General features: G+C 46.8%; 6 protein-coding genes and 1 pseudogene. All 7 read left to right on the top strand.

The window, feature by feature from the left end; all coding sequences use genetic code 11:
* Nucleotides 1–485 precede the first annotated feature (485 nt).
* The gene (locus LZ24_RS16095; RefSeq protein WP_144686744.1) at nt 486–1,694 is read left to right on the top strand and encodes an ABC transporter substrate-binding protein; all 1,209 of its coding nucleotides are present in this window, start codon (nt 486–488) and stop codon (nt 1,692–1,694) included.
* Complete coding sequence (locus tag LZ24_RS16090; RefSeq protein ID WP_222427682.1) at nt 1,685–2,347, top strand: hypothetical protein; 663 nt, start codon at nt 1,685–1,687, stop codon at nt 2,345–2,347. Before LZ24_RS16095 ends, LZ24_RS16090 begins: the two co-directional genes overlap by 10 nt.
* Nucleotides 2,310–3,200: pseudogene (locus LZ24_RS18110) on the top strand (PAS domain-containing protein); the annotation flags it as partial. The gene LZ24_RS16090 and the pseudogene LZ24_RS18110, both read left to right, overlap by 38 nt.
* A gap of 90 nt (nt 3,201–3,290) precedes the next feature.
* Nucleotides 3,291–5,096: a response regulator gene (locus tag LZ24_RS16085; RefSeq protein ID WP_407923309.1), complete on the top strand. Its 1,806-nt coding sequence runs from the start codon at nt 3,291–3,293 to the stop codon at nt 5,094–5,096.
* 49 nt (nt 5,097–5,145) lie between these two features.
* Entirely contained in the window at nt 5,146–9,987 is a 4,842-nt protein-coding gene (locus LZ24_RS16080; protein ID WP_144686741.1) for a PAS domain S-box protein, read from the top strand.
* Nucleotides 9,987–12,920: a response regulator gene (locus LZ24_RS16075; protein ID WP_144686740.1), complete on the top strand. Its 2,934-nt coding sequence runs from the start codon at nt 9,987–9,989 to the stop codon at nt 12,918–12,920. The genes LZ24_RS16080 and LZ24_RS16075 overlap by 1 nt, the downstream gene beginning before the upstream one ends.
* Before the next feature lie 21 nt (nt 12,921–12,941).
* Nucleotides 12,942–15,452, top strand: a complete 2,511-nt coding sequence (locus LZ24_RS16070; RefSeq protein WP_144686739.1) for a response regulator — start codon at nt 12,942–12,944, stop codon at nt 15,450–15,452.
* Nucleotides 15,453–15,783 lie beyond the last annotated feature (331 nt).

Raw genomic sequence — 15,783 nt, 5'->3', positions numbered from 1 at the left:
GACCATACCTGCAAGACAGATGCACAGGCCCCAGGCTATTTGCCCGTGACGCAATCTTATTCGGGAGCTTCTTGCCCTGTACGGAAGCGGCAAAAACTCCCCGCCACAGGCAGGATAAGCTTTTTGATTACCATAGCAGGCCTTGGTACGCTGCCTTGTGGCGGCTCAGACAGTTTGCCGCTTCTTTCGCACAGGCCTGCAAAGCTCTGATCCGAAACGATTGCAATGTCACTTGCAAATAGCCACGGAGCCTTGCAACAATATAAAACTGTTGTAATTACAGCATTGGCAATTCGGAATAAACTGTGCTGAATAGTTACCATTGGACAAGTCCATTTTTTGGCCTGTGTGCCGGGCGAAGCCCCGAGCCTTCTGGTTCAGAGAACCTCAGCCACCGCCCGGAGGGAGAGGGAAGAAAAACAGCCCTCCAAGCCCGCCTCTCCCTTACGGTGTTTTGCAATCACATTTTTCAGAAAGGAAACAGAATGAAAAAGTGGAGTGCAGCCCTTGCAGGCCTTTTTCTCTTTTTTGTTTTTACGGTTTCCGGAAACGCTTCCCCTCTGATTATTGGCATTGATGCGGACATGAGCGGTGGATCTGCAAAGGCAGGCCAGTCCATTTACAGGGGCACACTGCTGGCAGTCAATGAAATCAATGCCAGAGGCGGACTTCTGGGAAAACAGCTCCATTTGGAAGTAAGGGACCACCGGGGAAATCCCGCAAGGGGCCTTGCCAATATGAAGGAATTTGCTGCCATGCCGAATCTTCTCGCTGTGATGGGCGGACTGCATACACCGGTAGCTCTGGCCGAACTTCCTTTTATCCATGAACATGGCATTATTTTTCTCATACCTTGGGCCGCAGGAACAAGCATTGTTGACAACGACTATGATCCTAATTTTGTATTCCGGGTTTCGGTCCGGGATGCGGATGCCGGGGACTTTCTCATCGGCAAAGTGCAGGAGGCAGGATACAAAAAACCGGGGCTTCTGCTGGAGCAAACTGGATGGGGCCGGTCCAATGAACAGGCCATGCGTACAGCCATGGAAGAAAAAACAATGCAGATGGCCGGAGTCCGGTGGTTTCACTGGGGAGCCCAGGACATGACAGCACAGATCCTCTCCTTAAAGGATGCCGGAGCCGATGTCATCATGCTTGTTGCCAATGCGCCGGAAGGGCTTGCCCTTGTAAAATCCATGGCTGCCCTGCCCTGTGAAAAAAGGCTGCCCATCGTTTCCCACTGGGGAATTACAGGGGGTGACTTTGCAAATCAGGCAGGAGAACTTCTCCATGACATCTCTTTATATGTTTTACAGACCTTCTCTTTCAGCGCAGCTCCGGTGCCTAAAAGGGCAGACCACCTTTTTGCCCTTTATAAGAAGGAATATCCAACAACCACAATGCCCGAAGATATTCCTGCATCCCCCGGTCTTGCCCATGCCTATGATCTGGTACATCTCCTTGCAAAGGCAGCAGAAGCCGCAGGCACTTCAGAAAGAAAAGCCGTTCGCGACAGCCTTGAAACTATTTTGTCCCATGAAGGTATCATGGGCACTTACAGCCCTCCCTTTACCCCCCTGCGCCACGATGCGCTGAACCCGGACAGTTTCATAACCGCCTGCTTCAATAAAAAAGGCAACATTGTGCCATGCCAGATCACACCGGCAAAAATGCAAAGTGAGAGATGCCAATGAATCATACTTCCGGTCAGCTCCATGGAGGACATGAAGATATCCGGAAACTGCCCCCCGAACCCAGCCAGAGCTTCGAGAGCCTCAGCCACCTCCCGGATGGAAAGGGAGACGACAACACATCAGGCTTTCAAGCACCAGCCAAAGAAAACCCTGATTTTCTGTCGTATATTCTGTACCGCATGATTCCACCTTCCCTTATCGTTCTTTTTTTAATGGGCTGCATCATTATCGCCGTCACCCGATCTTTCATCCTTGCCAACGCCCAGGAAAGGCTGGAATATGAGGCAGACCGGGAACAGCAGAGGATAGAGGAAAAAATAAAGGATATTAAAAAAATTGCCTCTTCCCTTGCGGGAAACGATCTGATCATCAACGGACTCATTGATACCCTGGAAAGGGAACGCTATCTGCCCCTTTTTTTCCAGTCTTTGAATTTCACAGGTTCCGTTTCATCCCACATTGCCCTGCTGGATTTTGCAGGGCAGGTGATTGTTTCCAATGAGCAGAAAAACTTCTGTGCTTCCTGCATCAAAGCCGCAGAACACCTTAAAAAATCTGGGCTTCCCATTTATTTCGACAAAAATATCCTCATGATTGCAAGCCCTGTTCTGATCCATGGCTTCCATGAAGGAACTGTCATTATTTCACCCTGAAGACTTCGCAGCCCTTCTTGAGCTGGACAACACCCCGACCCCCCTTGCCCTTTTCAGCAGAAATGAAGAACAGGCCCTCATGGCCAATGCAGGTTTCAAAAATGCATTCGGAGAAAAAACACCCGCAATGGACCCCTATCATCTTGTCCGTACAAGAAAAATTCTGGATATTCAGGATATATACCTTGCCGTGGGGCAGGATAAAAAAATGGCCACGGCAGCCCTTCAGTCCATCGGTTTTTATATGGTTGGCATTGCTGTTTCCGGAATCATCCTGCTGATTCTTGCCATTTTTAACAGTACCCGTATGGCTGTCAGGGAGGTAAAAATTTTAAGCGATGGCATCCGAGGAATTGTGGAGCATAAGGATCTGACCCACAGACTTGGGGCTTCCGGTCCAAAGGAGTTACAGCAGATGGTCATAGCCTTTAACAATACCCTTGAGGCCCTGGAACACAGCACCATTTCCAGAAAAGAACTGGAGCAGAGCCGGGAACAGTTCCAGCTTGCGGTCAAGGGTTCCAATGATGGCATCTGGGACTGGGATCTTCAAAAAAACAGCCTCTATCTTTCTCCAAGGTGGAAGGAGCAGCTTGGCTACAAAGACAAGGAAATTGAAAACAGCTTTGAGGCCTTTGCCTCCCTGATTCACAGGGAAGACAAAGACAGGGTCATGGCCTACGCCAATGAATACCTGAACGGAAAGATTGAAAATTACACCATTGAATTCCGCATGAAACATAAAAGTGATGGGGATGTCTGGATTCTGGCCAGAGGAGAAGCCATAAGGGATGAAAATGGTATTGCCTTCAGAATGGCTGGCTCCCATACGGACATCACGGCACTGAAGCAAAGGGAATTTGAGCTGATTGAATCCAAAAAAGAACTGGAGCAGGTCAATTCAGCCCTTGAAGAGGCTATTGCAAGGGCGCAGGCCATGGCCATGGAAGCGCAGATGGCAAGCATTGCCAAGAGTGAATTCCTTGCCAACATGAGCCATGAAATCCGAACCCCCATGAATGCGGTGATGGGCCTGAGCCGCCTGCTTTCTGACACACCCCTCAATGACCAGCAAAAAGACTGGATTGCAAAAATCAACCGGTCTTCCCGCCTTCTTCTGGGGATTATCAATGATATTCTCGATTATTCCAAAATTGAAGCCGGAAAGCTTGAGCTGGATCCCCATCCCTTTGCCCTTGATGAGTTGCTGGAAGAGGTTCAGGATCTTTTCATGGAATCAGCAGCGGAAAAAAACCTTACTTTTACCCTGACCATACCAGAGAACATGCCCAAAACCCTGATGGGTGATTCCCTAAGACTGATGCAGGTATTGAGCAACCTTGTCAGCAATGCCATCAAATTTACGGAAAAAGGCTTTATTTCCCTCATCCTAAAATCAGAATATGAATCCGTGCCGGAAATAGAAAACAGCTCTGGATCTGAAAAACCAGAAACACCACTGGCATATCTTGTCTTCTGCGTAGAAGACAGCGGTATTGGCATGGATCAGGATCAGGTGGCAAAGCTCTTTCAGCCATTTTCCCAGGCAGACACATCCACCACCCGTAAATATGGCGGCACAGGCCTTGGACTTGTCATCACCAAAAGGCTGGTGGAGGCCATGGGAGGAGAACTTGCACTGGCATCCTTCCCCGGCAGAGGCAGCTCCTTTTCCTTTAATCTGAATCTGCCCGTAACTGCCAAGCAACCATTCAGAAAACATGAAAGCTCCGAAGTTCCTTCATTAAGCGGCTACCGCATTCTTCTTGTGGAAGACAATCCCCTGAATCAGGAAGTGGCAACCCGTTTTATTGAAAAAACGGGTGCAAGGGTCATTCTTGCGGAAAATGGACTTAAAGCCATTGAAATCACAGAACGTGAAAAGCCGGATCTGATTCTCATGGATCTTCAGATGCCTGTTATGGACGGCTTTGAAGCGACAAGGAGAATCCGGGAAATGGAAGGCCCTGATGCCAAAGCCCTGCCCATCATCGCCCTTTCTGCGGCGGTAATGGAAAATGACCGCATAAAGGCAAGAGAAGCAGGCACCAGCGGTCATTTGGAAAAACCCATAGATGAATCTGAACTTTATCGCACCATATCCAAGTTCCTTGAACCCTGTTGCTGGGTCAGAAAAATTATTAACAACGAATCCATGGAGCATTTCCCTGAAATCAAAGGCTTTAACCTGAAAAGCGCCATGGCCGCATCCCTTGGAGACAGAACCTTTTATGTGAAAATTCTGAAATCCTTTGCAAGGCAGCTTGGAGATGATTTTATCCCCAAAGTAAAGAATATAAATTATCTCAATGCAAACGAGATACAGCATATTGCCCACACCCTCAAGGGAACGGCCGCAACGGTAGGGGCTGTTCAGGTGTCAGAGATTGCAGCATCCATAGATGCCATCTGCAAAGATGAAAAGATGCCATCTGAAACTATTGTTCTCTCCCTTGAAAGAGCCCTTGAATCGGCATATTCTGAGATCAGCATTTTCTTATCCGCAGAAAAAGTACCGGAGCAGACCATACAAAACCCTGTTGATGAAAACGAAGGGTTTAAAGCGGCAAAAGACCTTCTTGACATGCTCCGTAAAAATGCCTTTGTGGAAGATGCTCTTCTTGATACTGCCCTTGATTTTATAAGCAAAAAATATGGGGCTAACAAAGCTGATAAAATCAGGGATTTTGTGGACATTTTTGATCTGACGGCAGCGGCTGAAGATCTTGAGAAACTGCTTGGGACATAGGAAGCAGGAGTTAGGGAAAGCCTCCAAAAACCATAAAGGAATTTCAGGTATGGCGATGAAACCGAAAAAAAACAGGCTGAAACCCAAAAAGATCTCCCCAAAACCCACCCTTTCCCCATGGCTTGCCATGGCAGGGGGGCTTATCCTGCTGCTTTTTACCATATCCACACCTGTGCAGGCAGAAGAAAAAACACTTAGTAATGATCAAAGACTGAAGGCCCTTTCCATGGCCTCCTTTGAAGCCATCTTTCTTTCGGAAAAAGGCATATGCATTGAGCAGAATCAAAGTGCTGAAACCATGTTTGGCTACACCCTGGATGAAGCAAGGGGAAGGCCGGGAACAGACTGGATAACCCCCATAGACCGCCCCATGGTTATGGAAAAAATGATGTCCGGCTATGGGGGGGCCTATGAGGTACGGGCTCTGAGAAAGGATGGCACAGAGTTCTACGCTGAAATTCAGGGCCGCATGATAGAGGTGGGAGGCAGGCAGATACGGGTAACGGCACTGCGGGACATCAGCGACCGCAAAAAAATGGAAGCAAAAATGGCTGCCAGCACAAGGGTTTTTAAGCTGTGGCTTTTTGGTGTCATTTTTCTGCTTCTTGTTTTGAGTACCGGGCTTTTTTTCAGTATTCTGCAAAGAAAAAAAACCAGTGAAAGACTTAAAGAAAGAACCTGGGCGCTTGAGTCCATTTTTAAATCCGCCAGAACCGTCAGCCTGATCAAGACCGGACTTGACTCCATTGTTGAGGAATTCAGCTCCGGTGCAGAAGAAATATTCGGTTATACCAGAGAAGAAATGGTAGGCCGCCATGTTGGTATTCTGCACACAGAGGCAGAATCTTTAGTTTTAAAAAAATATGTGGCCAGATTAGTGCAGGGAGAAGGCTTTACCATCGAAACCGAACTTGTAAGAAAAGACGGCAGCCTCTTTCCTGCACTCTTCAGTGTCCAGCCTGTGTATGACATCAATGGCATCATTGCCTCTACCCTTGGCATTTCCTTTGACATCAGTGAACTGAAGACCGCAGAAAGTGCCCTGAGAAGAAGCGAGCTGAAATACCGCCTCCTGTTTGAAAACATGAATGCGGCCTTTGCCCTCCATGAAATGATCTACGACAAGGACGGCAGACCTGTGGATTATCGTTTCATTGAAATCAACCCCATGTTTGAAAAACTGACAGGGGCAAGCAGGGAAATGATCACAGGCCGCACCGTTAAAGAAGTCATGCCGGAAACGGAAGCCTACTGGATAGAAACCTTCGGTCAGGTCTGTCTTACAGGCCAACCCATATCCTATGAAAACTATTCAAAGGGCATCGGCCGCCATTTCGATACCTTTGCCTTTTCTCCAGAAAAGGATCATTTTGCCGTATTTTTTGTGGACATAACAGATAAAAAAAAGGCGGAAAAAGAACTTTTTGAAAGGGAAAGATATCTTAATACACTTGTATCCAACACTCCTGCTGTGATTTACACATATACAATTATCCCGGATGGAAATATCCAAATCACCTATATCAATGAAAATTTGAGAAATATTCTTGGTTTTGAGCCTGAAGTCTTTATGGATAACATAGATTTCTGGGCAGAATGCGTTCATCCTGAAGACATGGCATACCTTAAGGAAAAACTGGAGGGTAATGAGCTGACAGTTCAATACCGGTTTAAAAACAGTCAAGGAGCATATCGCTGGCTGCATGATACTCAGAAAATACTTAAAAAAACAGATGAAAGTATTGAAATCATAGGAACCTGGTGGGACATTAGTGAAAAAAAAGAAGCAGAAGCCGAGCTGTCAAAAAGCCAGAAAAATCTGGATATGTTTTTTTCCCAGTCCTTCTCCGGTTTTTTCTTTATGATGCTGGATGAACCCCTTGACTGGAAGGGTGCAGATGAACAGGAAAAGGAAAAACTGCTTGATTATACTATGAGCAGCCAAAAAATGACCAAGGTGAATCAGGCAATGCTTGATCAGTATGGGGCAAAAGAAGAGGATTTTATCGGACTGACGCCACAGGATCTTTTTGCCCATGATATTGAGCATGGCAGGGAAATCTGGAAAGGTCTTTTTGAAAAAGGCCGCTGGCATGTGGAAACAAAGGAGCAAAAACTTGACGGTACTCCAATGATTGTAGATGGAGATTATATCTGTTTATACGATGATGAGGGTAGAATAACCGGCCACTTTGGTGTTCAGCTTGATGTAGCCAGACAGAGACAGGCAGAAGAAGAACTTAAAACAAGTGAAGAACGCTTTAACCGGGCAATTTCCGGAACCGGAGCAGGTCTCTGGGACTGGGATATGATAAAGAACACGGTGTACTTTTCCCCCCAGTGGAAAAAGATGCTGGGCTATGATGACCATGAAATATCTAACGCCTTTTCCGGGTGGAGACAATTGTGGCACCCGGATGATGCTTCAAATATTGAAAAAGCCATCAAAGATTACCTTGATGGAAAATCAGAAAGCTATGAGGTTGAGCATCGTCTCCTGAATAAAGAAGGCAAATGGCAATGGATTCTGACACGGGGAGAAATTGAAAAGGACTCATCTGGCAGGCCCATACGCTGGACAGGCACCAATATAGACATAACGGGCCGTAAACGGGCCGAAGAAGCCCTGAAGATTGCCAAGGAAGAGGCCGAAGCTGGCAATGCCGCCAAGGGGGAATTTTTGGCTAACATGAGCCATGAAATCCGCACTCCCCTCAATGCCGTGATCGGCCTGAGCCGTCTTATGGCGGATACCCCTTTAAATACCCAGCAGCATAACTGGCTTGAAAAAATAAACCGTTCATCCCGCCTCCTTCTGGGAATCATTAACGATATTCTCGATTATTCAAAAATAGATGCAGGTAAACTGGAGCTTGATTACCAGCCCTTTACCCTCAAGGACATCACCGAAGAAATAAAAACCCTCTTTAAAGATGCTGCCGAAGAAAAGGGACTTGAGCTTGTTCTTTCCGTCTGCCCGGAAATTCCAAGAATAGTAAGGGGCGACTCCTTACGGCTGATGCAGGTTCTTAATAACCTTTTAAGCAATGCCATCAAATTTACTCCAAAGGGCTTTGTTGCCCTGAGCATCGGCCAGAATTTCTGCTCTGCAGAGGAGAAGAGGGAGCATATCCATACTGCCCAAAGCACAAAAGGATTTCTGTTCAGCGTGGAAGACAGCGGCATAGGCATGGATAAAGACCAGATGAAAAAACTCTTTCAGCCCTTCTCCCAGGCAGACACATCCACCACAAGACAGTTTGGCGGCACAGGGCTTGGCCTTGTGATATCAAAAAAACTGGTGGAAGCCATGGGAGGAGAGCTTTCGTTCCATTCGGCACCGGGCAAAGGGAGTACCTTCTTTTTTTACCTGAGCCTTGAAGAGGCTTCTTCTGAAAGAGGCATTGCAGACAAACCGGAAAATTTAAGGGAAAAAATGCGTTTTCTGGTGGTGGATGACCAGAAACCCGCCAGAGCCGTTCTGAGAAAAATCCTTGAAAGCTGGAATGCCAGCGTCCATGAGGCAGGCAGCGGCATGGAAGCCCTTGAGGCGGTTATAACTGCGGATAAAAGTGAACAGCCCTTTGATTTCATCCTCATGGACTGGAAAATGCCCGGAGAGCTGGACGGGCTGGGAGCCATAAAAAAACTGCATGAACTCTACACAGAGGGTATTCTGAAAGGCCCCGAATCACCGGTCTTTGTAATCAGCGCATACAATAGAGAAGAACTTCCTCCTGAAAAGCCCCTTTTCAAAGCCTTTCTTTCCAAGCCCGTAACGGCCTCCGACCTCTTTGACGCCATGGCCGAGGCCCTCGGAAACGAAAAACTTCCTGTCATCACACAAAAAAAGGGGCAAAATATTCCCTCCCTCAGCGGGTACAGAATTCTCCTGGTGGAAGACAACGCCCTGAATCAGGAAGTGGCAACCCGTTTTATTGAAAAAACGGGTGCATCGGTCATACACGCAGAAAATGGCCTTAAAGCCATTGAAATGACAGAACATGAAAAACCGGATCTGATTCTCATGGATCTTCAGATGCCTGTTATGGACGGCTTTGAAGCCACCCGGAAAATCCGGGAAATGGAAGGCCCTGATGCCAGGGCCCTGCCCATCATCGCCCTTTCTGCGGCAGTAATGGAAAATGACCGCATGAAGTCCAGAGAAGCAGGCACCAGCGGTCATCTGGCAAAGCCCATTGATGAGGCGGAGCTGTACCGCACCCTTGCAGGGCTTCTTGAACCTAAGGGCTGGATCAATGAAGAAAAACCAGTAAACGATGTGAACCACTTTCCTGAACTTAATGGCTTTAACCGTAAAAGGGCCATGTCCGCATCCCTTGGGGACAGGGCCTTTTATCTGAAAATGCTTAGATCCTTTGCAAGGCAGCTTGAAGAAGTATTTATCCCCAACACCAAAAAAATAACAAACCTTAACCCGGAAGAAATCCAGCATATGGCCCATGCTCTGAAGGGAACGGCCGCAACGGTGGGGGCTGAAGAAATTGCAAAGATTGCAGATGCCATGGATAAAACATGCAGGCAAGGCAAGCTTCCTCCTGAGCCTCTTATGCATTCCCTTGAAAAAGCCCTTGTATCTGCCGAATATGAAATAAGAAGTCTTTTATCCTTCGGGCAGGATGCGGAAGAAAAAGCCCCCCTGCCCGTCAATGAAGAGGAAGGACTTAAGGCCCTTGAGCTTCTTCTTGCTACCCTTCAACAAAGCGAACTTGCAGATGATGCCCTTCTGGATACGGCCCTTGGTTTTATAAAACAAATGCACGGCCAGGAAACAGCAGATAAAATCCTTGGATTTATAGAGGTTTTTGATATGGATCAGGCCGCAAGACTGATTGAAGAATTGATTCTTCCTTATTCAAAGGAATTTTAATGATTGATATTGAAAATCCTCCTGAAAAATCAAAAATTCTGATTGTGGATGACCAGCCTGTGAATATCCAGTCTCTGGCAAGGCTCTTGAAAGACGACTACCAGATACTTGTGGCCACAGGGGGCATCAAGGCCCTTGAAATTGCACAAAGCCCCAGCCCGCCCCAACTGATTCTTCTCGATATTCAAATGCCGGATATGGATGGTTACGAGGTATGCCGAAGGCTTCAGGGAGATGAAATAACCCGCAAAATACCCGTCATCTTTGTGACAGCCAAAGATTCCGGCTCAGATGAAGAAGAAGGTCTTGCCCTTGGAGCCGTTGATTATATTTCCAAACCCTTTGTTCCCGGTGTTGTCAGAGCAAGGGTTGACAATCAGATCCGATGGAAACAGGCGGAAGCGGAAATAAAAAAGAACAGAGATCAGTTTCAGTCCCTTGTTTTCAATATTCCCGGTATTACCTATCGCTGCCAGATGGATATAAACTGGACCATGATTTACATGAGCCATATGGTCGAACAGCTAACGGGCTATCCTGATTCTGATTTCATAAACAATGCCGCCCGAACTTATGAAAGCGTCATCCACCCGGAAGACACAGCCCATGTGAGCCAGAGCATAAAAAAGGCCGCCGCCTTGGATGAATTCTGGAATATTGAATACAGGATATGCAGACAAAACGGTGAGATCTGCTGGGTTCATGAAAAAGGCAGGGCTGTGAGGGACAATGATGGCAGCATTCTCTATCTGGATGGTTTCATACTGGACATCACAGATCAAAAACGTGCCGAAGCAAAGCTTAAAAAAAGCAATGAAGAACTGGAAAAAGCCACGGCCCTGTCACGGGATCTTGCAGTACGTGCAGAGATGGCAAACAATGCAAAAAGCGAGTTTCTTGCCAACATGAGCCATGAAATCCGAACCCCCATGAACGGTGTCATGGGCATGGCAGGCCTCCTGCTGGATACGGAACTCAGCGCACAGCAGCGCAGATACACAGAAACCCTCTACGCAAGTGCCTCTGCCCTGCTTTCTTTGATCAACGATATTCTTGATTTCTCCAAAATTGAAGCAGGCCATCTGGAACTTGAAATCCTGGAGTTCAACCTGCGGCCCATGCTGGATAATTTTGCTGGCATGTTTGCCTTTAAAGCGGATGAAAAAAATCTGGAGCTGATCATTTTCGTTGAAGATACCGTTCCCGACCGACTCATTGGAGATCCTGGCCGTCTTCGTCAGATTCTGACCAACCTTGTGGGCAATGCCATCAAGTTTACCCATGCGGGCGAAGTGCTGATCCATGTCAGCCTTGAAAAGGAGGACTCTTCCGGGGTCCGGCTCCGCTTTAATGTGCAGGATACCGGCATAGGCATCGCCGAAGAAAAACTCAGCCGTCTTTTCAAACAGTTCAGTCAGGTGGATGCTTCCATATCCCGTCAGTTTGGCGGTACAGGCCTTGGCCTTGCCATCTCTAAAAAACTGATACAGCTCATGCAGGGAGATGTGGGAGTAAAAAGTGAGGAAGGCAAAGGTTCCTGCTTTTCCTTCACCGCCAGACTCCAGACAGCAGAAGAAAAAAGCTGTAAAAGCATCCTGCCTGCAGATCTTGACGGTCTGCGGGTTCTGATTGTGGATGACAATGCCACCAACAGAGAAGTGCTGCGTATCCGTCTGGAATCAATGAATATGATAGTTGATGAGGCGGCAGACGGTCCAGAAGCATTGTCATTTCTCTATCAGGGCCTTGAAAAAGGCCAGATATATCCCTTGGCCATACTGGACATGCAGATGCCCGGAATGAGCGGCGCTGTTCTGGGGCAGGCCATCAAATCCGATCCAAGACTGAAGGAAATCCGTCTTGTCATGATGACCTCCGCCAGTATGCGCGGTGACGGCGTAAAAATGAAAGACATTGGTTTTTCTGCCTATCTGGCAAAACCCGTTCAATACGGCGAGCTTTACACCTGCCTCTCATTGGTGATGGAGGAAAATGAACCGGCTTCTCTCATAACAAGGCATACGGCCAAGGAAGTACAATACCGTTGCGTACCGGATTTTTCTGAAAAGAAAACCACCATTCTCCTTGTGGAAGACAATATCACCAACCAGCAGGTGGCAAGGGGTATGCTTTCAAAAATGGGCTTGAGGGCAGACATGGCTGCCAATGGCCTTGAAGCCCTTGAATCCATGAAAATGATTCCCTATGACCTCATACTCATGGATATGCAGATGCCTGAAATGGACGGTCTCACTGCCACAAAAATCATAAGAAAAACAGAAAAACATTTTTCCATAAAACCAGTACCCATCATAGCCCTGACAGCCAATGCCATGAAGGGAGACAGGGAAAAATGCCTTGAAGCAGGCATGAACGATTATCTTGCCAAGCCGCTGATGGCCGAAGAACTTGCAGCGGTTTTAAACAAATGGCTTGGAACAGATGACAAAGACGGTAAAGACAAAGACTGCAAAAGTCCCTATATCTCCTTTGAGACAGCAGGCCATCAGCCAGACATCCATTCCCGGCCCTGTCAGACCCCTGAAAGGCCATCTGTTGATTCAAAGGAATGCAGATCATCCTTTACAGAATCTTCTTCTGTCCGTCTCGTCTGGAACCCTGAAACCCTTGAAATCATGCTTTCCGGTGACAAAGAGCTTTGTGAAAGTATTAAAGAAACCTTTATTACCCAGGCCCATGCATATGTCAGCAGGCTGAAATCTGCCCTGGAGTCCGACAATGCAGAAAATGCCCGATATGAAGCCCACACCCTGAAAGGCTCATGCGCTTATGTGGGCGCAGAAATCCTCATGGATACGGCATCACATATGGAAGAAATGATATTATCAGGAAATATGGAAGCGGCCCTTTCTCTTGTGCCAGATCTTGAAAATGCCCTTACAGACCTTCTTAAGGCTCTGGGTTCTGAATAAACAATATATGGGGGGCTTTTCATGGAAAACAGTGACCTGCTTACAAACCTTACCGAAAACACAGAGAAACCAAAGATACTGATTGTAGATGATCAGCCTTTGAATATACAGGCTCTGGCAGTACTGCTCAGGAACGATTACCGGATACTTGTTGCCACAGATGGCATCAAAGCGTTGGAGCTGGCGCACAGCCCTGAATCGCCCTCTCTGATTCTTCTCGATATTCAGATGCCGGACATGGATGGTTACGAGGTATGCCGAAAACTTCAGGCAAATGAAAAAACCCGAAAAATACCTGTTATTTTTGTAACTGCAAAAAACACCGGCTCCGATGAAGAAAAAGGGCTGAAACTCGGAGCTGTGGATTATATTTCAAAACCCTTTGTTCCAGGTGTTGTCAAAGCAAGGATAAAAAATCATATTCTTCGTCGTTACGCTGAGGATGAACTGGAAAAGGCATCTGCAAGGGCAAAGGATCTGGCAAAACAGGCGGAGATGGCAAACAATGCAAAAAGCGAGTTCCTTGCTAACATGAGCCATGAAATCCGCACCCCCATGAATGGTGTCATCGGTATGGCTGATCTGCTCCTCACCACCCCACTGGATAAACTACAGCATCGTTATGCCAAAAGCATACAAACGAGCGGCAAAGCACTGCTGGATATTATCAACGATATACTGGATTTTTCCAAAATCGAAGCTGGCAAACTAACATTGGAAATCATAAGCTTTGATCTTCAGGAGCTCATGGATGATTTAGTGGACAGCATGGGTCTTAAAGCCAGCCAGAAAGAACTTGAATTCATTACCTTCCTTGAGCCGGATGTTCCCCTTCACATCCTTGGTGATCCCGGCAGGCTGCGGCAAATACTGATCAACCTCACGGGCAATGCCCTGAAATTTACAGAAAAGGGAGAAGTTCTGGTTCATGTTTCTGTGGAAAGCATGGGGAAAGGAGAAGTACAGCTCCGCTTTCAGATCAGGGATACGGGCATTGGTATTCCGGAAGATAAAAAAAATCTGCTCTATAGTGCCTTCAGTCAGATCGATGCATCCATCAGCAGAAAATTTGGCGGTACGGGCCTTGGGCTTGCCATAAGCAGGCAGCTTGCCGCCATGATGGATGGCGAAACAGGGGTGGAAAGTGTTGAGGGTGAAGGCTCAACCTTCTGGTTCACAGCCCGGTTTGGTCTCGACTCAGATAACAATGAAAGAAGACCAGAGATTTCTGAAACCCTTAAAGGACTTCATATCCTTGTGGTGGACGACAATGCCAGCAGCAGGAACTTTATTTCAAATCATTTGAAAACCATGGGCTTTCAACCTGAAACGGCAGCGAATGCAAAAGAAGCACTTGCTTTGCTGAACACATTCCATGACGGTAAAAAACCTTTTTCCCTTGCCCTCATTGACAGGGATATGCCGGAAATGAATGGCATGGACCTTGGAAGGAAAATAAAAGAGGATACCCGTTTTAAGGAGCTTTTCCTTATACTTCTCAGCCCCCTTGACCAGCCATGCAGCATACAGGAAGAAAAGGCGGGTTTTTCAGCCTGCATCAGCAAGCCCCTGCGCCAGTCGGATCTTTTTCATGTGCTTCCATTTGTTATGACAGGTGGAAACAAGCTTTTCTTCGGATCTGCGCTAAAAACAGGGGAAGACCCTTCACAATCAGACCTGCCTCAGTTTTCAGGCCGTATTCTCCTTGCGGAAGACAATACCACCAATCAGGAAGTGGCCCTTGGTCTTCTGCAGAAACTCGGCCTTGATGCAGATATTGCTGATACAGGATATAAGGTCATCAGAGCCTTTGAAAGCAATGCCTATGACCTTATTCTCATGGATCTCATGATGCCGGAAATGGATGGCCTTGAGGCCACTAAAAAAATCCGTGGCCTTGAGGCCGACAATCTGATCCTGCTTAAGGATTCAAAGGAAAACAGGGCAGAAACAGACTCTCTGCAAAGGGTTCCCATCATTGCCATGACCGCAGCAGCCATGCAGCAGGACAGGGAACGCTGCCTTGAAGCAGGCATGGATGATTTCATCTCAAAACCCGTAGAGCTTAGGGATTTAGCCCGGATACTGAAAAAATGGCTGCCCTTAAATAATCATACAGAAAAAACACCCTTCACCGAGGATGAAAACAGAAGCAAGGCCAGCCTCCATCATCCCCAGAAAACACCGGATGATATTGCAACTCTCAGGGATACAGACCCTTTGATTTTTGATTACGGGGCTTTTTTGAAACGCTTCATGAACGACCGGGCAATCGTTCATAAGGTGTTATCCATCTGCATGGACAGCCTTCCCCAGCGTATGGAAGATCTGAAAACGGCACTGGAAACCAATGACCTTGCCAATGTGCATCTCCTGACCCATACCCTCAAGGGGAAAACCGCCAACATCCATGCAGCAACCTTTTCTTCCCTGGCGGGTGAAATGGAAAAAAACGCTGAATCCGGAAATCTGGATGCGGTAAAAGAACAGATGCCAGACCTTGAACATGCCTTTGAAAAACTTAAAACCTAAATTCCCGATAAATTATACACCTACAAACGTTATACAAAGTGCTAAAATTGGATGTATGGCTTTGAGATTAAAGTTTTTATTTGTTGTTTTTGGCTAAAAATAATTTTCAAAAATTTTAAAAAACTGCTAGTTTTGCCCCCTTGAAGGTATAATAACATCTTACTACAAAGGGGGCGATATGGCTTGTATTGTGAAGCAAAAAGTTGGAAACAATACTTATCTATATGAATCAACTTCCTATCGTAATAGTGAAGGAAAACCCAGAAATAAAAGATGTCTTATCGGAAAAATTAATCGTGAGACAGGCGACCCTGTCTACAAGCCTGAATAC

Source organism: Desulfobotulus alkaliphilus, from assembly GCF_007830435.1.
Classification (GTDB): Bacteria; Desulfobacterota; Desulfobacteria; order Desulfobacterales; family ASO4-4; genus Desulfobotulus; species Desulfobotulus alkaliphilus.
The sequence above is the reverse complement of the archived record's forward strand: the minus strand, read 5'-3'. Positions and strand labels throughout refer to the sequence as shown.

Coding starts and splice junctions, on each gene's coding strand:
- LZ24_RS16095 (WP_144686744.1), top strand. CDS start 486: ATGAAAAAGTGGAGTGCAGCCCTTGCAGGCCTTTTTCTCTTTTTTGTT.
- LZ24_RS16090 (WP_222427682.1), top strand. CDS start 1,685: ATGCCAATGAATCATACTTCCGGTCAGCTCCATGGAGGACATGAAGAT.
- LZ24_RS16085 (WP_407923309.1), top strand. CDS start 3,291: ATGGAAGCGCAGATGGCAAGCATTGCCAAGAGTGAATTCCTTGCCAAC.
- LZ24_RS16080 (WP_144686741.1), top strand. CDS start 5,146: ATGGCGATGAAACCGAAAAAAAACAGGCTGAAACCCAAAAAGATCTCC.
- LZ24_RS16075 (WP_144686740.1), top strand. CDS start 9,987: ATGATTGATATTGAAAATCCTCCTGAAAAATCAAAAATTCTGATTGTG.
- LZ24_RS16070 (WP_144686739.1), top strand. CDS start 12,942: ATGGAAAACAGTGACCTGCTTACAAACCTTACCGAAAACACAGAGAAA.